A 22,086-nucleotide genomic window follows, 5' to 3' on the forward strand; every position below is an offset into this window, starting at 1 on the left:
ACATATAAATACTTCGCATAACATGAACACAACACTATTAAACAAAATAAGAACAAGTTTTAAAGAACGATTTAAAAGCGACCCATTACTGATTTTTTCTCCAGGGAGAATTAACATTATAGGTGAGCATACCGATTATAATGACGGTTTTGTGTTTCCAGCGGCCGTTAATAAAGGCATTGTTGCCGGAATACAAAAAAGTGAAGCTTCTGAATCGAAAGTTTATGCGGTTGATAAAAATGAAGAAATTTCTTTTTCATTATATACATTAAAACCATCGGCAGAAGGTAGTTGGGCAAATTATGTATTAGGAGTTGTTTCAGAACTCAAAAACAGAAGTAAAACCATCGGCAATTTCAACATCGCTTTTGGTGGCGATATACCAGGAGGCGCAGGTATGTCATCTTCGGCAGCTTTGGAAAATAGTGTGGTGTTCGGACTTAACGAACTTTTTAATTTACGACTTTCAAAAGAAGAAATGATTCTAATTTCACAAAAAGCAGAACACAATTATGTGGGTGTAAAATGCGGAATTATGGATCAATATGCTAGCATGTTTGGCATTGAAAACCATGCACTATTATTAGATTGCAGAACTGTAAAATCTAAACCTTATAAAATTGATTTTAAAGATCATGAACTCATTTTAATAAACACCAATGTAAAACATAATTTATCGGACAGTGCTTATAACGACCGACGTTCGGTTTGCGAATCAATTTCAGAATTATTAAAAGTGACGGCACTCCGTGATGCTACGGAATTTGATTTAGAAACTATTAAAGACCAAGTATCACCTGAAAACTATCAAAAAGCCTTGTATGTTATTCAGGAAAATGAACGTGCAGTAAAAGCATCAAAAGCTATGGAAGCTGGCGATTTAGAAACACTTGGAAAATTAATTTATGCATCACACGAAGGTTTGCAAAATCAATATAAAGTAAGTTGTGATGAATTGGATTTTTTAGTTGAACAAGCCAAATTAAACGGCCATGTTTTAGGCGCAAGAATGATGGGTGGTGGTTTTGGTGGTTGCACCATAAATTTAATTGCAAAAAACGAATCTGAAAACTTCAAAACCCATATTTTAAGGGTATATAATGAAAAATTCGTTAAAGTATGTTCTATTTATTCCGTAAAACTTTCCGAAGGTACCCATTTAATAAAATAAACTAACGATAAAAATGAATACGGATTTACAAGATTTTTCACATAAAAGGTATAATATTTTAACTGGCGAATGGGTTTTAGTATCACCACATCGTGCTAAACGACCTTGGCAGGGACAAAATGAAGCCACTTCAAATGAAATTAGACCTGCACACGACCCAACTTGTTATTTATGTGCAGGAAACACGAGAATTAACGGTGAAATAAACCCCGATTATAAAAATGCGTTCGTATTTACTAACGATTTTGCAGCACTTCAGAAAGATTCCAAAACTTTTAAAATAAACGATGGTTTATTACAAGCGCAAAGCGAAACAGGTATCTGTAAAGTGATATGTTTCAGTCCAGACCACTCCAAAAGTTTGGCAGATATGGCTATTGAAAGCATTCAAAAAGTGGTTGAAACTTGGCAATACGAATATGAAAACATAGGTAAAAACGAAGGCATCAATTACGTTCAAATATTTGAAAACAAAGGAGCTGTGATGGGTTGTAGCAACCCGCATCCACATGGTCAAATTTGGAGTCAGTCTACCCTACCAAACGAAGTAGATAAAAAAGATAAGCACCAGCAAGTTTATTTTAACAAAAACAAAACGAGTTTATTAGGAGATTACCTTCAACAGGAATTAGAAAAACAAGAACGTATTATTTTCGAAAATGACAGTTTTGTAGTTTTAATTCCTTTTTGGGCTGTTTGGCCATTTGAAGCGATGATTGTCCCAAAAAAGCATCAAAAAGATATTCTTTGTATGAATGGGGAAGAAGCAAGTCTATTTGCCGAAGCTATTTCCGTATTAACCAAAGCATATGATGCTTTATTTAATACCTCATTTCCATATTCAAGTGGTATTCATCAAGCACCAACTAATAATGAAGATAATTCTCATTGGCATTGGCATATGAGTTTTTATCCACCGCTTTTACGAAGCGCAACGGTTAAAAAATTCATGGTTGGTTACGAAATGTTTGGTTCGCCACAGCGAGATATTACGGCTGAAATTGCAACACAAAGATTGAAGGAATTAACTTAAAATGAAGTACAAAAATGTCAAATAAAATATTAGTAACAGGAGGTTTAGGGTTTATAGGATCGCACGTAGTTGTAGAACTCCAAAATGAAGGTTTTGAAGTAGTTATTATCGATAACCTTTCAAATTCATCAATAGATGTATTAAAGGGCATTACAGCTATAACCAAAAAGCAACCTATTTTTGAAAAGCTAGATTTAAGAGATAAAACTGCAGTAATAGATTTCTTTAAAAAAGATCAAGATATAATTGGTGTGATTCATTTTGCAGCATCAAAAGCGGTTGGAGAAAGTGTAAATCTGCCTTTGTTATATTATGAAAATAATTTGAACACATTAATCTATATTTTACAGGAATTACTGAACAAAGAAACTTCTAATTTTATTTTCAGTTCGTCTTGTACGGTTTATGGTCAAGCAGATTCATTGCCAATAACAGAGTCTGCTCCAATAAAAGCTGCAGAATCTCCTTATGGAAATACGAAGCAAATTGGTGAAGAAATTATAAGGGACACTTGTAAAGTTTCAGAGAATTTAAAGGCAATTGCACTTAGGTACTTTAATCCAATTGGAGCACATGAATCAGCAAAAATAGGAGAATTACCAATAGGAACGCCTCAAAATTTGGTGCCATTTATCACTCAAACAGGCAAAGGTTTAAGAGAACAATTGTTTGTTTTTGGTGATGATTACCCAACCAAAGATGGTACTTGCATAAGGGATTATATTCATGTAGTCGATTTAGCAAAGGCACATGTCGCCGCATTAAAACGACTTATTGATGGTGATAACACAGATAATTATGAAGTATTTAATATAGGAACAGGCACAGGCTCATCTGTTTTGGAGGTTATTAAAACCTTTGAGGAGGTTTCGAACCAAAAACTTAATTATAAAATTATAGATAGAAGGGCGGGTGATGTGATTGCCGCGTATGCTGATACTACAAAGGCTAATAAGGTATTAGGTTGGAAAGCTAAATTAAGTCTAAAGGATGCATTAATATCTGCTTGGAAATGGGAGAAAGGACTTAATTAGTTTTTTCTAATTAAAAAAGCAATCATTATTTAGAAGTCATTAATTCATTTTTTATAAGGTGATCAGCGGCATTTTTTACGGAACCTTTCAATCTAGAAAGCTCTACGGCCATCCTTTTGAACTCGTCATCAAATACTCTATGTTTCATAGTTGTCAAATTTAAAATTATAATTTAAATCTGCTCTATAAATGTCTCCACTCAAAGGTAGCAACTCCACTTTTATGTTGTTGAAAGATATAAGTGCCACTACTAAAATATCATTTTCTAATAGATCATGGATGGGTTCTCAAGATGGCTGGACAGGAAATTTTAGTATTGATGATGTTTGGACTTGGACTGCAGGAGTAGCTTTTGCAACTGGGACTATTTTGAAATTTGACTCCGATGGTCAAGTAAAACAAGTAACTAGTGATAATGAAATAGTTGTTGGCTCAACTGTACATAATATATTGGGTAAAGATGATGGTGGAGCCGATGACGATTCAGATTTTGATCTTTCGCCGGCAGGGGATACCGTATTAATGTATCAAGCGCCAGAACCATTTGCTGAACTTACATTAGGAACAGATGCTGGATGGATTACTGGTTTAAATACTAATGCAACAGGGTGGGGAATAGGTGGAGGAAATTCATTTTCCGCAATTCCAACAGCGTTAGTTGGATATACAATTGATGCTACCAATGGTTTAATTGAAAATGAAGACAAGAATAATGGAGTTTATACTGGCGCACTTTCAGGAACGCCTATTCAATTAAGAGCCAGTATTAATGATGCTGCAAATTGGACAACTTCTGAAACTACCAATTATAACTTATGGCCTTTTAATAAAACAGCAAATAATGTTGCCGGAGAGATAGGTTCGGTAGGAACTTTAAGTATTGGAGATATTTTAAAATCGGAACTTAGTATTTTTCCAAATCCAACTTCAGATTATTTCAATTTTAATTTCAATAAGCCAATAAACAAATTGGAAATAGAAATTTTGACAATGACTGGAAAATCAATTAAAACCGTGAAAGGAACAAATACCAATAAACCAAGAATAGATGTATCTAACTTATCGCAAGGTATGTACATATTAAAGGTGAGGGCAGATGATAATGTGTCTATCGAAAAAGTTCTTAAAATATAATTCGAACAGCAGTAAAACAACATAATATTTTTGTCACCCTTTTCCGATAACCATTGGGACAGGGTGACGTTTGTGGTTTTGTTGATTACGAACATTTAGTGAAAAATAATTAATAGAATCATTAATTCTCTTGGTTTTGCGAAGTATATTGCTAATTTTAGATAAAAAAGTAATCCTATTAATCTTTTGAAATTATTATTTAAATTAGATTATGAATAGAGAACCTTTTAAGAGTATAATTTTTAAGCTTAAATTATATAAAAGCGCTACTTTTTTTGTTCTAGAATGCTTGGAAATCAAATGATAAGACGAATTAATCACATAGTATTAGTTTTATTCACTTTTTGTGGCGCGTTTGCGCAATCCAATACCCTTGAATACAAACAAAACCTAACCATAACAAATGGGTTGGCACATAATGGAGTAACATCCATTTTGGAAGATTCTCGTGGTTATTTATGGGTTGGCACCTACGACGGGCTTAACAAGTATGATGGTTACGATCTAAAAACTTATAAGAATACAATCGATAAAGATATATTGGTAAGTAATAGGGTTAGAACTATTGCTGAAGACAAAAAAAATAATCTTTGGATTGGTACAGATGAAGGCGTGTCTATCTATAATTATTCTACTGAACAATTTAGTGGTTTATACTCTAATAAGTTACAAAACTCTGCATTAAGCGGACCTATTGTACGTAAAATTCTTATAAACGATAAATCTGGTATTATTGCATGTGCTACGGAAGGTGATGGTGTACTTTTCTTTAAACAAAGCCAGGAGTATATAGGCAAATTTGTTCCATCAAAAGAGTTATTTGGTGATACTGTTTTATTTTATGATGGAATTGATTTAGATAATAATAATTTCATTTTCACCACATCTTCCGGGTTAATGCTTTTCAATATTCAATCAAAAGAATTTCAAAAAATTTTGAATGATGAAGTTGCTTTTAGTAACTCAATTCTTAAAATAGATAATCAAACACTACTGGTAACTCTGCAATATGGTATTGCAATATTGGATTTTAAATCAAATAAAGATTCATATTCATTTAAAGTTTTGAATAAGGATTTCGATTCTGAACAATTCAACAGTTCATTACTGGATTCTTTAGGAAATTTATGGTTAGGTTCTTTAAATACCGGCTTACTACATATTGAAGATATAGATTCATTAAAAAACAAAAGGCCATTTAAAACATCCACTTATAAGCCAGAAAGGGGTATTTTAAGATCCAGTGCCATATTGGCTGTTTCTAATTATAACTGTTGGTATGGAACGTTTAATGAAGGTTTGTTTAGGTTTGACATTAATGAAAATCCTTTCAAAAAATATAGTATAGAAATGGATTATGACTTTGGTATTAAATCAAATAATGTAACTTCTATTTCTGCATTAGATGATAAACGTGTTTATATAGCTACAAGCGTCCAAGGTACCGGAATAGGTGGCTTAGCATTATTCAACACACAAAGCCATAATTTTGAACCCATTCCATTTAAGATATCCAAGGAAGATATTGCAAAGGTGCAATCTGTTTTTGTTGATAAAAATAAAAATGTGTGGCTAAAAATTGTACAGTCTGGTTTGTATCGTGTAAGAACCGGTACAACAACAATGGAATCGATAAAGAGCAAAAATGATCAGACTTTTAATTTTTTATCCCCACGTTCTTATACTGAAGATCGCTATGGGAATTTATGGATAGGTTCTGCAAGAGGAGCATATAAAATCACGATGAATAAGGATAGTGATATAATGAATATTGAATCTCTAAATGACAACCCATTTTTTAAAAACAGTAAATTAACATTGGCTCGATTTATTTATGCAGACCCACTTTATGATTTCATCTGGTTAGGAGCTGATGCTGATGGGTTGTTTAGAATTAATATTAATGAAGATCTGCCTATTGAAAAAATTAAAGTGGATCAATTTGTTCACGATAAAAAAGATAAATTTTCAATTTCCAGTAGTTTTGTCACCTCCATAATTAGAGTGCCAAATGAAGAATTTTGGATAGGGACAGAAGGAGGTGGTATCTGCAAGGTTTTAAATAGTCAAACAAATCCCAAATTTATTTCATATTCTGAAAAACAAGGACTATCAAATAATGTGGTTAAAAGTGTTCTATTTGATAATGAATATAATTTATGGATTTCAACAAATGTTGGTTTAAATAAATTTGATACCAAGGATTTTAGTTTTAGAAGGTTTGGAATGTCTGACGGCTTACCTTTTGATGACTTTTGGTTTGCTTCTGCTAAATTAAATAATGGGTATTTTCTGTTTTCTGGATTGGACGGATTATGCTATTTTAATCCTAAAAAATTACCAGATAATGAAGCATTTCCTAGACTGGAATTTGGTGATGTTAAAATTTTTAATAAAACTGTTTTACCGGGAGATACTATTGCTGGTAGGGTTTTGTACAATAAGTATTTAACAGACAGAGACGAACTAGAACTAAAGTATAATGAAAATGTTTTTTCCATTCAATTAACATCGCTACACTTTTTAAATCCAGACAATCATAATTTAAAATATAGATTGATGCCTGTAAATCCAGATTGGATTGAAGTGCCGTCTCATCAACAAACGGTCTATTATAATGGACTACAACCCGGGGAATATAAATTAGAAGTGATGGCTTCAAATTCTTTCAATGATTGGACAGAACCAAAAATTTTAAATATTACAATAACACCACCCTTCTGGAAAACATGGTATGCATATTTGCTTTATTTTTTATTGGCACTTCTCCTTATTTATAGTGTTGTTAAAATTGTATTAAGAATACAAAGGTTAAACCATAATTTACAAATTGAACACCTTGAAAAAAATCAGGCAAAAGAAATAAACGCCGCTAAACTTCGATTCTTTTCAAATATATCGCACGAATTAAAAACACCACTTACGTTAATTGGTGGCCCCGTTAACATGCTGTTAGAACAGTTTAAGAATAACACCGATATTAAAGAAAAACTTCAAATTGTAAAACGGCAATCAAAGAAAATATCACTTTTAGTAAATCAGGTGCACGATTTTCAGAAAGCCGAAGCGAATGCTTTAAAAATGAATTATTCGCGTTTTTATTTTAATGAATTCATTAAGGAGATTTGCTTGGATTTTAGTTTCATGGCCGAAAATGACAATAAAGAGCTATTAATTGAAGCTGAGAATAATAATATCATTGTTTCAGCAGATAGAGATAAACTGGAAAAAGTATTTAATAACATATTAAGTAATGCTTTTAAATATACAAAAGCAAACGACTCCATAAAAGTAACGTTTAGAAGCGATGACAAAGATTTAATAGTATCGGTAAGTGATACTGGAAAAGGAATTGACAGCGAAGATTTAGCTCATGTATTTGAGCGATTTTATCAATCACATAAATATGAAAATGTGCATACAAGTGGTTCTGGTATTGGTTTGGCGTTTTCAAAATTATTAGTGGAAATGCACTATGGATACATTAGCGCCGAAAGTGAATTAGGTAAGGGAACCCTAATGAAAATACGTTTGCCTATTGTAAAAAAAGAAACAGCAGAAGATCAGCCTAAAACAGAAGAAGTCATGCTATTGGCTGAAAAAGGATTTGAATTTAAAAAGCAGTTGCTGCCACAAAACAATCCTTCAAATATTAAAATAGATGGTAGTTTTTCGGAATCATTAATTTTTTATGCTGAAGATAACTCCGATATGAGGAAGTTTGTATCGAATGTGCTTTCAAAATATTTTAAACTAAAAACATTTAGTAACGGGCAAGAGTGTTTGGATGCCATGGAAGATGAATGGCCGGATGTTGTAATAAGTGATGTGCAAATGCCCGAGTTGAATGGCCTAGATTTATGCAGACAAATTAAATCGGATATTAAAACCAGTCATATCCCCGTTATTTTATTAACGGCTCTTACCAATATAGACGATAAAATCCAAGGAATACGCGACGGTGCCGATGCTTATATTAAAAAACCTTTTAATGTTCAGCATCTAATTACACGAACAGAATCCTTACTTAATAATAGAAAACAGTTAAGAGAACGTTTTCAAATAGGCATTCCGCTTACAAAGGAAAACAACTTAAATAACAGAAACGATAATGCCTTTTTGGAAAAGTTGTACAACCTTATTGACGAGAATCTGGATAATCAGAATTTAGATTTAAACGATTTTACTAAAGAACTGTATTTAAACCGAACCCATTTTTATCAAAAAGTAAAAGCACTTACCAACTTAACACCATTTGAGGTTTTAAAAGATTATAGACTAAAAAAAGCAGCAGAATTTTTAGTTCAAAAGAAAGTGTCTGTAAACGAGGTATATGCCATGACAGGATTTAAAAGCAGAACACATTTTAGTAAATTGTTTAAGGAGCGTTATGATGTTACCCCTGGTAAATATGCTTCAGAATTAGAAGATAAATACAATTTCTAGAAATTCTTTTACTGTAACATACAATTAATAAACTTTAAACAACATTTCTCGAAAAGGGTAACTTTAATTTTGAGCTAAATCATTGTAGATATGTTTTAGTATGATTAATAACGAATACAACGAATACAACGAATACAACGAAAACGATAATGCCTTTTTAGAAAAATTATATAACCTTATTGAGGAAAATCTAGACAACCCTAATCTAGACCTAAATGTTTTTATAAAAGAATTATTTTTAAATAGCACACATTTTTTCCAAAGGGTAAAAGCCCTTACTGACTTAACTCCTTTTGAGGTTGTAAAAGATTACAGGCTTAAAAAAGCAAGAGAAATTTTAATCCAAAAGAACGTTTCGGTTAACGAGGTGTATGCCATGACAGGTTTTAAGAGCAGAACACCTTTTAGTAAATTGTTTAAGAAGCGTTTTGATGTGCCTCCTGGTAAATATGCTTCCCATATAGTCAAAAAGTATTCAGAAGATAAAAATTGATTGGATTAAAGCCTATCGAGCTGGAGAAAGTCGTTTTTATGGATGCACTATTGCTTGTGTGTTCTAGTATTTCCAAATTTAGATTATCTTAATTTACTTTGATCAGAAGGAAGTAATTTGATAAGGCACCATATTTTAATCACTAAAGTGTATTTAAACAAAAATTCCAAAACCTTTACTCTACCCTTTTCAAATATTAAAAAGAAGCATCTTTATTTTAATTACTTATTAAAATAAAATAATTAGTCAATAATTAAAAGACGTCAATTGATTTCTGTACTGATAGGTACAAGCAATTTACTCATAGATACAAAAATAATTGAAGTATGGTATAGTTTAGCGGTATTACTAATCCATATAATACATAAAAATTATGAAAACACAATTACTTACAAAAACTTTAATTACAATGGTTTGTATGTTTGGACTAACACAAGTTCATGCTCAACTATTTAATTTTAGTTCAGGGACTGACAATTGGATTGCTGGTCAAAATGTTATAGATTTCGCCCACAACCCTACTGAAGGGATTTCTGGTGATGGCGCCATTCAATTTAAAAGAACAAGCAATAATGCTCAAATAAAATTAGATTTAACACTACAAACAATAGATGCTACAGCAAAAAAAGCAATGAAACTTGTTGTTAAAAACAATTCTAACGGTAATTCATTAAGGCTTTTAACACCTGGAGCAGGAAATACCCCACTTAATTTAACTATTTTAACACCCAATGATACTGAGTTTAAAACTCTATATGTGGATTTGAGTACTTGGGGAGATTGGGACAGTGCAACCGAAGAAATTACACTATATTTTAGACAAAATTATCCAGCCAGTGGAACAGCTGGGGAGAATGATATTGTTGTTGATGAAATAGAATTTCTAACTTCAGTGCCACCAACTACTTTTAGTGGATTGGTTAAAAACCCAAGTTTTGAGGATTTAGGCAGTTCCATTGCACCATTTAATCCTGCTACTCAAGCTTGGGCAAATATTAGTTCAAGTTCAAACGATGCTCATACGGGAACCTACAGTTTGAAACATGAATATAGCGCTCCTTCAGGTGGAACTCATTATGTTTTTAATGACTACATTCATGATATAGGTGCAACTACTTCAGACTTTATGATAGCTTCTGTATGGGTAAAAGTTGTTAGACCTAGTACCCCTGGTATTTCTCCAGTAATAGAAGTTCAAGGACAAGGTAGATTTGGTACTGATTTCGTCATTGGTAATTTAACTACGAAATCAGACATAAAAACAACAACTAAAACAGATGGAACATGGGAAAAAGTAGATTTTGCTTTCACACCTGATGGTCCTTATTCAACGGCTCAATTTAGATATGGAATAGCTGGAGCAGATTTACTTGCTGGGGATATAGTTTATATTGATGACTTGCATGCAGAACTTACACCAACTTTATCTGTAGCCAATAATACGTTACAAGGTGTAGCAATTTACCCAAACCCAGTTAATGAAACATTAAATATTAAGAGTCCAGCTGGAAGCGATATAGAAATTTACAATATTTTAGGTGCAACAGTTAAGTCAATCCAGAAGGCTGATGCTTTACAGAATGTATCAGTTTCTAATTTAAGAAGTGGACTGTATTTCGTGAAAATTTCAAATGAAGGAAAAGTTTATCAAGAAAAAATTATTAAAAAATAAGTTTAGAATTGATTGTTAAGTAAAGGGCTTCATAATTTATATGAAGCCTTTTACTGTTTTAAGAGTAAATCGCTCCTTGTATTTATTATCAACCACAATCCATTTACGCTGCAAGACAATTCATGACTTTTATAATGTAATATTTGAAATAATATAAATCTAAATATAATTCAAAATGAAAAAATTAGCAGTAGTAATTGCTTTTGTAAGTTTAAATGCAATGAATATAACGGCTCAAGACGTTAAATTCGATTTTGAAAACGTTCAAAAAGAATGGTGGACAAAATATAAAGAAATTTGGTCTGTGTCTACCGAGAAAGCTGCGGAAGGAACAAAAAGTTTAAAGTTTAGTTGTGGTGATTTTCCAGCTGGAGCTAATAATATTCAAATTCAAAATAAAGATGTAAAACTTTCGCCAGGAACTTATACGATTACTTCAAAAATATTTATTGAAGAGCATTCAAAAGTTGTTGGTTTTAGTATAAATTTAAAAGAACCATTTGTACAGACTGGTTTTAAGTTGAACAAAGTGCCAACAAACCAATGGGTAAGTATTAGTGAAGAAATGCTTGTTGAAAAAGAAGCTTCTGTATTGATAATATCAGTTTCAACAAACCCAAAATGGGGCGGTACAGGTACTTTTTATTTAGACGATTTTAAAATAATTTCGAAATAGTTCATCTAAAATAAAAAAACGAAAAGTCCATATATTAAAATAATTGAATTAAAAAGGAAGTTATACGTAGCTTCCTTTTTTTGTACTATTAAGTACATATTATAAATTGTGGCATACAACTTTGCGGTATGTATGTTGTTATTTTATCTTTCAAATCAATAGCCTTATTATGAGAATTTTTTTAAAATTATTTTTTTCAATTTCAGTTGTGTTTATATTAACTAATAGTGGTTTTGCGCAACAAAAGATTGATGTGAAAAGTGAGCTGTACAGTATCGATACAAAATACACGATCACTAAGGTACGCACAGGGAAAACCAAAAAGGAAACTATTTTAATAGCCAGCAGTTACGAAGGTACTGTTCTTGGGGTTTCTTTCGATGGAAAAATACTTTGGAAGAATCCGTTGTCAGGATTTATGAATCATGATATATGGTGTCAGGATATTACGGGAGACGGTATAGATGAAATATTGATAGCAAATGCCGATGGCAATTTATATTGTTTAAATACGGAAGGAAATCTCGTTTGGACATTTAAAACAGGGCATAAAAATCCGCCACCAATGTATGCCGTAACGGCACTTAATGATGGTAAAAATATGTATGTTGTTTGTGGAGGTTTTGATAAAAGTTTTTATTATTTAACCCCGAAAGGGGTTTTAATTAAGGCAATTAAATCTTCAACGTATTCGGATTTAAAACCTTGGGGTAAAAATGCTCCAAAAACAAAAGAGCACACCATTAATTTTTTAAAAACCTTAAAGCAGCCAGATGGTTCTGAGGTGTTAGTTGTACATGGTAGTCATAACCACATGCAAAGCAAAGGATCTTTTTATTTTTTTAAGCCCCTTGCAGACTTGCCTTTTAAAAGCAGGGCTTTGTCAAAAAAAGATGTTTTGTCTGACGTAGGAGATATGACCATTGTCGATATTGATGGTGATGGAACACAGGAAATTCTTTTGGGTACCTCAGCACATACCAAAGACACAGGATTCTCAATTTATAATCCCGAAACAGATAAATCAACAGTTTTTAGTACCTCAAAAAAGCCAATAAATTTAGGATTTGGCTATAGGGTGGCTCAACCTACCACAATAAAAGATGGTAATAGTTTTAAATTTTTAACTCTAATAGGAAACAATATTTTGCTATCGACTCCAGGTTTAGATGCTAAAACTACGGAGATTTTAGATGGTAAATATTCTTATAACGATATGTGGAAAGACCCTGCGACTAATAAAATTATATTAGCAAGTAGCCAAAGTGGAGGTAGTTGTATACATGTCATGGATACAGATAATCCGAAATGGAAAAAAGCTTACGAAAATTTAGCGCCACCTGGTAAAATAAGTACTATTCTTTCAAATTCTTCAAAGGTTAGAGAGCGTTTAAAAAGTTTCAAAAAACCTTCATGGGAGCGTGCTCCGTTACCCGTGTATTTAATGTCTGAAAATTTATCTACAGCATTGTCAAAATCGGTTGCTAAAAATATAAGTGAACATTATAAAAGTCCTCTGTTTTTAAATACTCCTAGAGGTGACAAAGAAAATTGGGACCGTTCTACCATGTCTAATAAAGTATATAGTGAGAAGCGCGACCAGCGTATGAAATATGTTTTATCTCAAGAGCAAGTGCTGGAGAATATTATTCCAAAGTTTGAAAACGCACCCGGAATAGCCTATTGGGCTGGTCATGGAAACGACCCATATATGTACAGTTTGGGCACAACAAAGAAGGTAATTGATGCTGCAAAAGGCAAGAAAACTGTTTTAATTTATCCTGAAATGGGCGACCATTCAAAAGATTTTGAATATGTTTTAAACGATTTAATATTTCCCTTAGCTAAATATGCACAAGGTAAAAACACCAATATATTTTTGCGGTCTAAAAATATTTTTTGGCAAGGTGATATATACCACCCTATGTGGTCGCGTTTGGTTTCTGGTGAATTTGCCGATGTTTTTGTGCCTTCTATGGAAGAAACCACCGATAAAACCATGGATTTAAGTATAGCGGGTCGCATGGGGCTTTGGGCAAGTGGTTCTGTAAATAGCTGGGGAACTCGAGGTGCCAGAGATAATACTAGTTTCGACCGTTCGCGTCAGCATTCACACCAAATGCTACCAAATCATTTTTTAAGAACCATGGTTTATCATGTTTCAAGTGGTGCACAATATTTAGATAATTTCCCTGTAGATCAAGATTATATGAGTCTGTTATGGGAATTAATTGCAAAAGGTGCATTATATGTACCACAGCGTGAAGAAATTGTGAGTTTTTCACCTGTTCATTTAAGTATGAAAGAACCAGACCACCATTATATGGAAGATGGCACCAATGTGAAATGGACCACGTTTTACGATTCAGATTTTGAAGATAACAATGCTTTTGTATTTAGCAGGATGAACGGATCTTGGATGGGAGCACCCGTTACCGATTGGGACTTTTCAAAATATGCAGCAGGAGTTAAAGAAAGACGATTGAGCTTTTTGCCATCGTATTCTAACGGAATGGTTTTAATAACACCACCTCAAAAAGGTGTGTATGCCGATAAAAGTGCGGCTCGAGGATTCATTCAAAATCATATGCATCCGCTTTATAAAGATATTTTAAAAGAATATATAACGGACGGTAGAAATTATATTTCAGAAGATGGAAAAGAGACCTTTAAAGCGAATGAATTTTACAAAACGGTTGAAAATAATATAAAAGAAAGTTCCAAGTTATTGCCATTAACGGTTTCTGGTGATGTGGCCTGGGTAGTAGCACAAACCTCACCAAATCATTTAAGGTTAACGATTGTTGATAATGGCTATATTAATCCAGATGATAGAAAAGCCATTGTGACATTTCATACAGTAATACCATTAAAAATGACGGATATTTTAGAGCAAAGTAACTTTAATGTATCTGATAAAAGTTCGGTAGAAGTTGAAATTCCATGTGGTCTTTTCCGATTTATTGACATTGAATTAAAAGATAAACTTTAAGTTAAAAAGTATTTACCAAATGAAAAATTTAAAAATCATTATAAAAGCGGCAATTATTTGTGTAGCATTTACCGTTGTTAGTTGCACAAAAATGAAAAAGGAAGAGATTAAAGTTAGCCAAGATAGACCTAATATTATATTGTTTGTTGCCGACGATCATGGTACAGATGCTTTGGGATGTTATGGAAATCCAGTGGTGAAAACGCCTAATTTGGATAAATTAGCCGCCGAAGGCACTAGATTTAACAACGCATATTGCACCAGTGCAAGTTGTGCAGCAAGCAGGTCGGTAATCCTTTCTGGGCAATTTGGACATGCCACAGGATCGTATGGGCATGTACACGATTATCACCATTTTAGTACCTATGATAACATTCAAACGTTACCAGTTCTATTAGAAAAAGCAGGTTACGAAACTGCACGAATTGGTAAATATCACGTAGCACCAGAAAAAGTATATCATTTTAATACGGTATTGGAAGCCGACCCAAGAAACACCGTTGAAATGGCAGAACAATGTGGCGATGTTTTAAAATCGGATAAACCATTTTTTCTTTATTTCTGTACCGATGATCCACACAGGGGAAATCCTTTCAAGCCAGAAAATTGGGATACGCCTAATAATTTTGGAAATAAAAAAGAAGGTTATAAAGGTTTTGAAACGGTTAGTTACAATCCGGATGATGTTCTAGTTCCAAATTTTTTACCGGACACAAAACAAACAAGAGAAGAAATTGCGCAATACTACCAAAGCATATCCAGAATAGACCAAGGGTTTGGTAAATTGATGACCATGCTTCAGGAAACTGGAAAAGCCAATAACACGATTGTTTTTTATATTTCTGATAATGGCATGGCATTTCCAGGCGCGAAAACAACGGTTTATGAACCGGGTATTAAATTGCCATGCATTATTAAAGATCCTACCAAATCGTCAAAAGGAGCTACTAATAATGCTATGATTTCATGGGTAGATTTAACCCCAACAATTTTAGATATGGCAAAGGTGGATTATAAACAGGAAGCCTTTCATGGAAAATCGTTCGACAAAATTATAGATCAAGAAAATCCCGAAGGTTGGAACGCTATTTATGCATCTCATACATTTCACGAAATTACTATGTATTACCCCATGCGCGTTGTAAGAAGTGGCAATTATAAATTGATTTGGAATATTGCAAATCGATTAGAGTATCCGTTTGCTTCAGATTTATGGGCATCTTCAACATGGCAAAGTATTTATAGAAATAATATAGAATATTATGGTCCCAAGAAGGTTTCAGATTTTCTGTTCAGACCAGAATTTGAGCTCTTTGATTTAGAAAAAGACCCAAATGAGATAAAAAATCTCGCCGACAATGAAAGTTTTAAGAATACTTTACAAGAAATGAAAGATAAACTTAAAAAGTTCCAATTTGAAACAAAAGATCCTTGGATAATCATGTGGGACCATGACAATTCTATGCAAGGTACAGGCGTAAATCTTTAATAGCAGAATTTCAAATATTCTATTGAATTTTATTAACAAAGACAATACATGTATTGACACATACAAACCTATTCTATTTTTCAGCTTAATTTACAAATAGAATCACATAGCTTAATCAACATATATAACAATATAAATAATCCATAATAATGAATTGGAATCTTCTAAAATTAATTTGCTTAATTGTTCTTTTCAACACTTCCAATATGGAAGCTCAAACAGTCATTGAATTCAAACCCTCTGATGCTGATATGACTATGGTAGTTAGAAAAGCTTTAGAGAATGTAAAGGATAGCGATATAAAACTAGTTTTCGAAAAAGGGACTTACAAATTCCTTCCAGATTATGCCATGGATAAATATTGCTTTATCACAAATCACGGAAATGGATTTAAAAAAATCGTTTTTAGGTTTGAAAATTTTAATGCTGTTGAAATTGAAGGAAATGGGTCAGAATTTATTTTTCACGGTCAAGTAGCTCCTTTTCAATTTGAAAATTGTAAAAATATTTCAGTAAAAAACCTTTCTATCGATTGGGATATTCCGTTTTCATTTCAGGGTGAAGTTATGGCCATCAATGAAAAAGAAGGGTGGCGAGATATTAAACCATCAACTGAAGGGTTTTCATGGACTTTAAATAATGGAAAACTCAATTTTCCAAATATTGACGACTTTCACTTTTTTGAATTAGGAAGTACACTGTCGTTTGATAAAAACACAAAGGCAGTTGCTCATGGAGCTTGGGATTTAAACAGCAATCCACGATGGGTGGAGAAAATGCCGAATGGCATTTTAAGATTTCATGAGCCACTAAAAAAATATCCTGCCGTAGGCACCATACTTCATTCAAAAGGACCACATGAGCAAAATAGATATGCTCCAGCGTTTCAAACAATTAATTCCAGCAATGCTAATTTTAACAATGTTGTAGTACACCATGCTTTAGGTATGGGTTTTTTGTTTGAAAGAACTTCGGATATTAATATTTTAAATTCTGGGGTTTACCTAAAAGAAGGAACTGATAGAGTGGTTTCTACCATTGCCGATGCTACACATTTTGCCAATTGTAAAGGCGCTATTTTAATTGAAAATTGCCGTTTTGAAAATATGTTGGATGATGGCACCAATGTGCATGGTACCTATGTTGAAGTAGATGCGATTCTTGATGAATATACCCTTAGAATTGCATTGAAGCACTTCGAACAAATGGGGTTTGAATTTGCAAGTGTTGGTGATGAAATTTGGTATATTGAAAATCCAAGTCCGAAACGTGCCGGTGAAAATGAAGTAGTAAAGGTTAAATATATAAATGATAAATATTCAGAATTAACATTCAAGAGCAAAATTCCAGCAAGTTTAACAAAGGGTGATATATTGGAAAACAAAACCTGGAATCCTGAGTTCACCATGCGAGGCAACACTATTAGAAACCACCGTGCCAGAAATATAATTATTAAAACACCTAAAAAAATAGTTATAGAATACAACGAGCTTTCGTCTATGATGTCATCAATTCTATTCCGTGGTGAAACATTTTTTTGGTACGAATCTGGAGCGGTTGAAGATGTTTTAATTAGAAACAATAATTTTAATTACGTAGCCTATAGTGGTTCAGAACATGCCGTTATGTATGTGACGCCGCGTTTAAATCAATCATTCGATCAAACCGAATTGTTCGATAAAAATATTCGTTTTGAAAATAATACGATTAGAACTTTTGACAGTCGTATAATTATCGCCGATAGAGTGGACGGTTTGAAAATTTCAGGAAACACCATAATACAAGATAAAACGCAAGGAAAGGCATTGTATCCTGATGCACCAATTTTCGATTTTATCAATTGTAACAATGTGGAGGTTTTGAACAATACATACCAAGGTGACTCTGAGAATTCTATATTGAAGGACGAAAAGTCTTCAAAAACAATTAAAATTAAAGGAAACAAAGGATTTAAAAATCTAAAATAGTCTTTAATATGAATAAATTATTTTTCATTATTTCTCTTTTTTTATGTGAAATTGGAATAGCTCAAGTAACACCAAATCCATTGTTCCAAAACAATATGGTATTACAGCGTCATGCACCAATTGCTGTTTTTGGTAAAGCTAATTCTGAAAAATCTGTTGAGGTTACTTTCAAAAACAAATCTTATATAGCCAAAGTTGAGAACGGAAATTGGAAAATTTTTTTAGATGAATCTGAAGCTGGAGGACCATTTGAATTAACAATTAAAGGCAAAAATGAAATCGTTTTATCCAATATTTTAATTGGAGAAGTTTGGATTTGTTCAGGACAGTCAAATATGGAAATGCCTGTAAAAGGTAATAAAGGGCAGCCAGTGATTGGGAGTAATCTGGCGATTCTAAAAAGTGAAAATTCCCAGATTAGATTTTTTGAAGTGCGAAAAAAAACGGCTTCAGAACCATTAGAAACCTGTGAAGGCGATTGGAAAATGGCGACTCCAGAAACCGTTAAAGAATTTAGTGCTGTTGCTTATTTCTATGGAAAGATGTTGCAAGAAAACCTGAATGTGCCAATTGGATTGATCAATAGCAGTTGGGGAGGAACACCGGCAGAAGCATGGACACCAAAGGAAATCATGGACACCGAATTAAAAGAATTCAATCATTGGCATACCGATAAATCAATACCTCAAAAACTACCTTCACAATTATATAACGGTATGATTCATCCATTAGAACCTTATACTATAAAAGGCGCTATTTGGTATCAAGGTGAAGCAAATAAAACTTATCATCAATCGTATACAAAATTATTTTCTGCTATGATTAAAAGTTGGAGATCTCGATGGAATCAAGGAGATTTCCCATTCTATTTTGTTCAAATAGCACCCTTAGCTTGGGGCGGAGAGGATCAGGCATTTTTACGTGAAAAGCAACTAAAAACGATGCAATCTGTGCCAAATACAGGTATGGCAGTGACTTTGGATATTGGTGAAAACGAAAATATTCATCCTGCGGAAAAACAGAAGGTTGGTGAACGCTTAGCATTATGGGCATTGGCAAAAACCTATGATTTTAAAGGAATAGAATATAGCGGGCCAATTTATAAATCGATAAACGTAAATGCTAATAAGGTTGAAATTGAATTTGACTTTGCGCCAAATGGGGTAGCTAATTTCGGAAAAGAAATGTCTGGTTTTCAAGTGGCTGGTGAAGACAAAGTTTTTCAGGATGCCGAGGCAAAAATTGTTAAAGGTCAATTGGAGGTTTCAAGCGAAAAAGTTCAAAAGCCAATAGCAGTTCGTTATGGTTGGGCAGCTTGGGTAGATGGATCCTTGTTTAATACTTCCGGATTACCTGCATCTTCGTTTAGAACGGATAACTGGTAATTCAAATACAAATAGCTCCTTAATACATGTTGTGATTTAAATATAAAATTATGAAATTGAAAAGTCTGATATTTAGTTATGTGTTCTTAAACATGATGTTTTTAAGCGCTCAGACTTTAGAACAACAAGCGCGTCAAAAAATTACGGATTTAAATGCATTAATTGCTCAGGCTGAGAACGAAGGGTTTGATGCCTTAAAAGAGAAAATGACCGTTCGTACCGCAGAAGTCTTTTTAGACTATGCAAATTGGGATGAGGCCAATACCACAATGAATACCGACTTGTTTGCTTTGGTAGCAGCATATAAAAATAATGCTTCTCAAATGGCGTCTATTCTTCCTGATTTTGAACGGAATGATGTCATTCAAATGTTAGATGAAGCAACTGCTTTTTTAACACTTTTGCGTCAAAGTCAAGTATTTAGAAAGCCAATTCCAAATGTCAATTGGGAACAGGTTACGCACCAAAACGACCAACTTACATTTAATGGAAAACCTGTTTTTCTATCTGACTATACCTGGAAACCAGAAATTTCATTATTAAACGAATTTCATGGAAATCTAGACGGTTATTTTTTAACACCTGGTCTTGTTACAGATAATACAGGAACCATCAAAGCCTCAACAACAAATGAATTAAACACCAAACCAACAGGTGCCATGGGATTTATTTTTATGAATAATAAAAATGTTCCAGCTTGGTCTATTTCAAAATATGGAAGCGATTTTGAAATGCGAACAGACACTTTTACAGGTTATGACATTGATAACCCAGGTGCAAGAGAAATGTGGGGGTTTTTATTAGAAGGTACAGTGCCTAAAATGGCAGGGAAAAAATACAGTCAATTGGGCTATATGATGTGTAATGAACCTCATTTTTTTACGCAAACTACTGGTACAAATTTAGCATGGGCTTCGGGGCCTGTTTCCAGTTATACTATAGATAAATTTAAGACTTGGTTAGCTAATAAACATGTATCTATTAGTCGCTTAAATAGTTTATGGGGAACTAGTTTTGCTGACTTTAATGATGTAACCATTGCTATTCCTATCGATACGAGTAAAAAAGGAACAGCTATATGGTACGATTGGTCTTTGTTTAATATGTACCGGGCAACTGAATGGTATAAATTTTTAAAATCTGAAATTCAAAGTCACGATGCTGCTGCCAAAGTCCATTTGAAAATTATGCCCAATTTATGGACCGAAAATGAACGCATTCACGGTATTGATTTAGAAGCGCTAACCGATTTAAGTGGCATTATTGGGAACGATTCTGGTGCCGATTACAATCATATGTGGGGACCTACTGAAGACTGGGAAGCTAATTACGCATTTAACTGGAGAGAACTTTGCATGGGTTATGATTTTATGAAATCTGTAAGTCCAGATAAAATTAACTTAAACAGCGAAGCTCATTTTTTATCAACGGGAAAGAGCCGAGATTTATATATGAATCCGGCCTATGCCAGAGCAACATTTTGGTTAGCACATACCTATGGCATGACTGCAAGCCAAACTTGGTTTTGGGCAAGAACGGAAGATGGTTCACCAAGAAATGGATTGGCAGTAGGGAATGGTTATGCAGGATCGAACAATCATCAACCTCGAGTTGTTAATGAAGTGGCATCGACCATCATGGATTTAAACACCAATTCTGATGAGATTATGGCTATGCAACGCCAAAGAAAACCAATTCGTATTTTTTATTCAAAAACATCTGCAATAAACAAACAAACTCATATGGATGATTTGTTTGAATTGTACGAATCGCTACATTTTGAAGGCATTCCCATTGGGTTTACGACCAAAGACATTATTGAAAAACAAAATAATAACCAATGGGATGTTATATTAATCTATAAAACAGAATTCATTACCCAAGCCGAATTAGAAGCTTTGCAAGCATATTTGGATAACGGTGGAACCATAATTATTGATGCCGTAAGTTTAAAGAAAAATGAATATGGAGAAATGCTTTCTAGTTTAAATCAAAGCAATGGTGTTTTAATGAATATTTCAGCACTTTCAGCAATAAAATCAAATGCTTTATCAATAATTGATAGCAAAAATGAATCACCAGAAGTTACTGTAGCAGAAACTAATGGAACGGGCCATAAAGGTTGTGTTTGGAAATGTATTAAAAACAGCAATGGAAATAATGTGTTATCAGTTGTTAATCTTGGTAAAACAGATGCCACTTTGGCAATTACCCTAAAGAATGCCATTGGGAATACTATGGCAAAAGATTTATCAAAAGGCGTAGAGGTAACTAATAATCCGATACTAAAGCCTTACGAACTTTATTTTGTTGAAATTACCGATTCTAGGAGTTTGGGAGTTGGCAAAAAGGATGCTAATAGTTTCAAGCTGTACCCAAATCCCGTAAGTTCTATATTAAAAGTTAACACTCAAAAGGAGAGTAAAATAACTTTGTATTCTATTACTGGAGCCTTATTAAAAACAATTCAAAGTAAAGAACCCATGGTTGAAATTTCTATGGAAAACATGACGGATGGTATCTATTTTGTAAAAATAGAATCCGATAATAAAATAGAAACCAAAAAAGTAATAGTTAATAGATTAAAATAAATA

Annotated in this window: 14 protein-coding genes; 13 read left to right on the plus strand and 1 reads right to left on the minus strand. The window is 33.2% G+C overall.

The features are described from left to right. Window positions 1–22: 22 nt before the first annotated feature. Genes galK through galE form a run of 3 tightly spaced genes read left to right on the plus strand, consistent with a single transcriptional unit; the run spans window position 23 to window position 3,238 of the window. Window positions 23–1,171, plus strand: coding sequence for a galactokinase (gene galK, locus Q5N74_RS13110; RefSeq protein WP_304389320.1), 1,149 nt, complete (start codon window positions 23–25; stop codon window positions 1,169–1,171). Window positions 1,172–1,184: 13 nt separating this feature from the next. Beyond that, window positions 1,185–2,204 (plus strand): UDP-glucose--hexose-1-phosphate uridylyltransferase, encoded by a 1,020-nt coding sequence (locus tag Q5N74_RS13115; protein ID WP_304389322.1) that lies wholly within the window; start codon window positions 1,185–1,187, stop codon window positions 2,202–2,204. Between the two features lie 14 nt (window positions 2,205–2,218). Continuing rightward, the gene (gene galE / locus Q5N74_RS13120) at window positions 2,219–3,238 is read left to right on the plus strand and encodes a UDP-glucose 4-epimerase GalE (RefSeq protein ID WP_304389324.1); all 1,020 of its coding nucleotides are present in this window, start codon (window positions 2,219–2,221) and stop codon (window positions 3,236–3,238) included. Between the two features lie 25 nt (window positions 3,239–3,263). Here galE and Q5N74_RS13125 read toward each other — a convergent pair whose 3' ends face one another. After that, on the minus strand, window positions 3,264–3,386 hold the full coding sequence (locus tag Q5N74_RS13125) for a hypothetical protein (protein ID WP_304389326.1): 123 nt from the start codon (window positions 3,384–3,386) through the stop codon (window positions 3,264–3,266). 41 nt (window positions 3,387–3,427) lie between these two features. On the opposite strand from Q5N74_RS13125, the gene Q5N74_RS13130 reads away from it, so the two are divergent. The 10 genes from Q5N74_RS13130 (at window position 3,428) to Q5N74_RS13175 (ending at window position 22,083) form a co-directional block, all read left to right on the plus strand. Next, window positions 3,428–4,372, plus strand: a complete 945-nt coding sequence (locus tag Q5N74_RS13130; RefSeq protein ID WP_304389327.1) for a T9SS type A sorting domain-containing protein — start codon at window positions 3,428–3,430, stop codon at window positions 4,370–4,372. A gap of 300 nt (window positions 4,373–4,672) precedes the next feature. Beyond that, a complete protein-coding gene (locus Q5N74_RS13135; RefSeq protein ID WP_304389329.1) occupies window positions 4,673–8,818 on the plus strand; it encodes a hybrid sensor histidine kinase/response regulator transcription factor in 4,146 nt (1,381 codons plus the stop codon). Window positions 8,819–8,918: 100 nt separating this feature from the next. Then, window positions 8,919–9,311 carry an AraC family transcriptional regulator gene (locus tag Q5N74_RS13140; RefSeq protein ID WP_304389330.1) on the plus strand — a complete coding sequence of 131 codons (393 nt, stop codon included), beginning with the start codon at window positions 8,919–8,921 and terminating at the stop codon, window positions 9,309–9,311. 373 nt (window positions 9,312–9,684) lie between these two features. Next, on the plus strand, window positions 9,685–10,983 hold the full coding sequence (locus tag Q5N74_RS13145) for a T9SS type A sorting domain-containing protein (RefSeq protein WP_304389331.1): 1,299 nt from the start codon (window positions 9,685–9,687) through the stop codon (window positions 10,981–10,983). Window positions 10,984–11,158: 175 nt separating this feature from the next. Then, a complete protein-coding gene (locus Q5N74_RS13150) occupies window positions 11,159–11,659 on the plus strand; it encodes a hypothetical protein (RefSeq protein WP_304389332.1) in 501 nt (166 codons plus the stop codon). A 169-nt stretch (window positions 11,660–11,828) separates the two neighbouring features. After that, window positions 11,829–14,651 carry a hypothetical protein gene (locus Q5N74_RS13155; protein ID WP_304389333.1) on the plus strand — a complete coding sequence of 941 codons (2,823 nt, stop codon included), beginning with the start codon at window positions 11,829–11,831 and terminating at the stop codon, window positions 14,649–14,651. 19 nt (window positions 14,652–14,670) lie between these two features. After that, window positions 14,671–16,140 carry a sulfatase gene (locus tag Q5N74_RS13160; RefSeq protein ID WP_304389334.1) on the plus strand — a complete coding sequence of 490 codons (1,470 nt, stop codon included), beginning with the start codon at window positions 14,671–14,673 and terminating at the stop codon, window positions 16,138–16,140. Between the two features lie 206 nt (window positions 16,141–16,346). Continuing rightward, a complete protein-coding gene (locus Q5N74_RS13165) occupies window positions 16,347–18,107 on the plus strand; it encodes a right-handed parallel beta-helix repeat-containing protein (protein ID WP_304389335.1) in 1,761 nt (586 codons plus the stop codon). A gap of 8 nt (window positions 18,108–18,115) precedes the next feature. Next, a complete protein-coding gene (locus Q5N74_RS13170) occupies window positions 18,116–19,492 on the plus strand; it encodes a sialate O-acetylesterase (protein ID WP_304389337.1) in 1,377 nt (458 codons plus the stop codon). 50 nt (window positions 19,493–19,542) lie between these two features. Beyond that, the gene (locus tag Q5N74_RS13175) at window positions 19,543–22,083 is read left to right on the plus strand and encodes a T9SS type A sorting domain-containing protein (RefSeq protein ID WP_304389338.1); all 2,541 of its coding nucleotides are present in this window, start codon (window positions 19,543–19,545) and stop codon (window positions 22,081–22,083) included. The last annotated feature ends 3 nt before the right edge of the window (window positions 22,084–22,086 follow it).

It is taken from the genome of Mariniflexile sp. AS56, from assembly GCF_030552475.1.
Taxonomy (GTDB): domain Bacteria; phylum Bacteroidota; class Bacteroidia; order Flavobacteriales; family Flavobacteriaceae; genus Mariniflexile.

Bases quoted from the DNA above. Each gene is read 5' to 3' on its own strand.
- Q5N74_RS13150 (WP_304389332.1), top strand. From the start codon at position 11,159: ATGAAAAAATTAGCAGTAGTAATTGCTTTTGTAAGTTTAAATGCAATG.
- Q5N74_RS13115 (WP_304389322.1), top strand. From the start codon at position 1,185: ATGAATACGGATTTACAAGATTTTTCACATAAAAGGTATAATATTTTA.
- galK (WP_304389320.1), top strand. From the start codon at position 23: ATGAACACAACACTATTAAACAAAATAAGAACAAGTTTTAAAGAACGA.
- galE (WP_304389324.1), top strand. From the start codon at position 2,219: ATGTCAAATAAAATATTAGTAACAGGAGGTTTAGGGTTTATAGGATCG.
- Q5N74_RS13175 (WP_304389338.1), top strand. From the start codon at position 19,543: ATGAAATTGAAAAGTCTGATATTTAGTTATGTGTTCTTAAACATGATG.
- Q5N74_RS13165 (WP_304389335.1), top strand. From the start codon at position 16,347: ATGGAAGCTCAAACAGTCATTGAATTCAAACCCTCTGATGCTGATATG.
- Q5N74_RS13140 (WP_304389330.1), top strand. From the start codon at position 8,919: ATGATTAATAACGAATACAACGAATACAACGAATACAACGAAAACGAT.
- Q5N74_RS13170 (WP_304389337.1), top strand. From the start codon at position 18,116: ATGAATAAATTATTTTTCATTATTTCTCTTTTTTTATGTGAAATTGGA.
- Q5N74_RS13145 (WP_304389331.1), top strand. From the start codon at position 9,685: ATGAAAACACAATTACTTACAAAAACTTTAATTACAATGGTTTGTATG.
- Q5N74_RS13160 (WP_304389334.1), top strand. From the start codon at position 14,671: ATGAAAAATTTAAAAATCATTATAAAAGCGGCAATTATTTGTGTAGCA.
- Q5N74_RS13155 (WP_304389333.1), top strand. From the start codon at position 11,829: ATGAGAATTTTTTTAAAATTATTTTTTTCAATTTCAGTTGTGTTTATA.
- Q5N74_RS13130 (WP_304389327.1), top strand. From the start codon at position 3,428: ATGTCTCCACTCAAAGGTAGCAACTCCACTTTTATGTTGTTGAAAGAT.
- Q5N74_RS13125 (WP_304389326.1), bottom strand. From the start codon at position 3,386: ATGAAACATAGAGTATTTGATGACGAGTTCAAAAGGATGGCCGTAGAG.
- Q5N74_RS13135 (WP_304389329.1), top strand. From the start codon at position 4,673: ATGATAAGACGAATTAATCACATAGTATTAGTTTTATTCACTTTTTGT.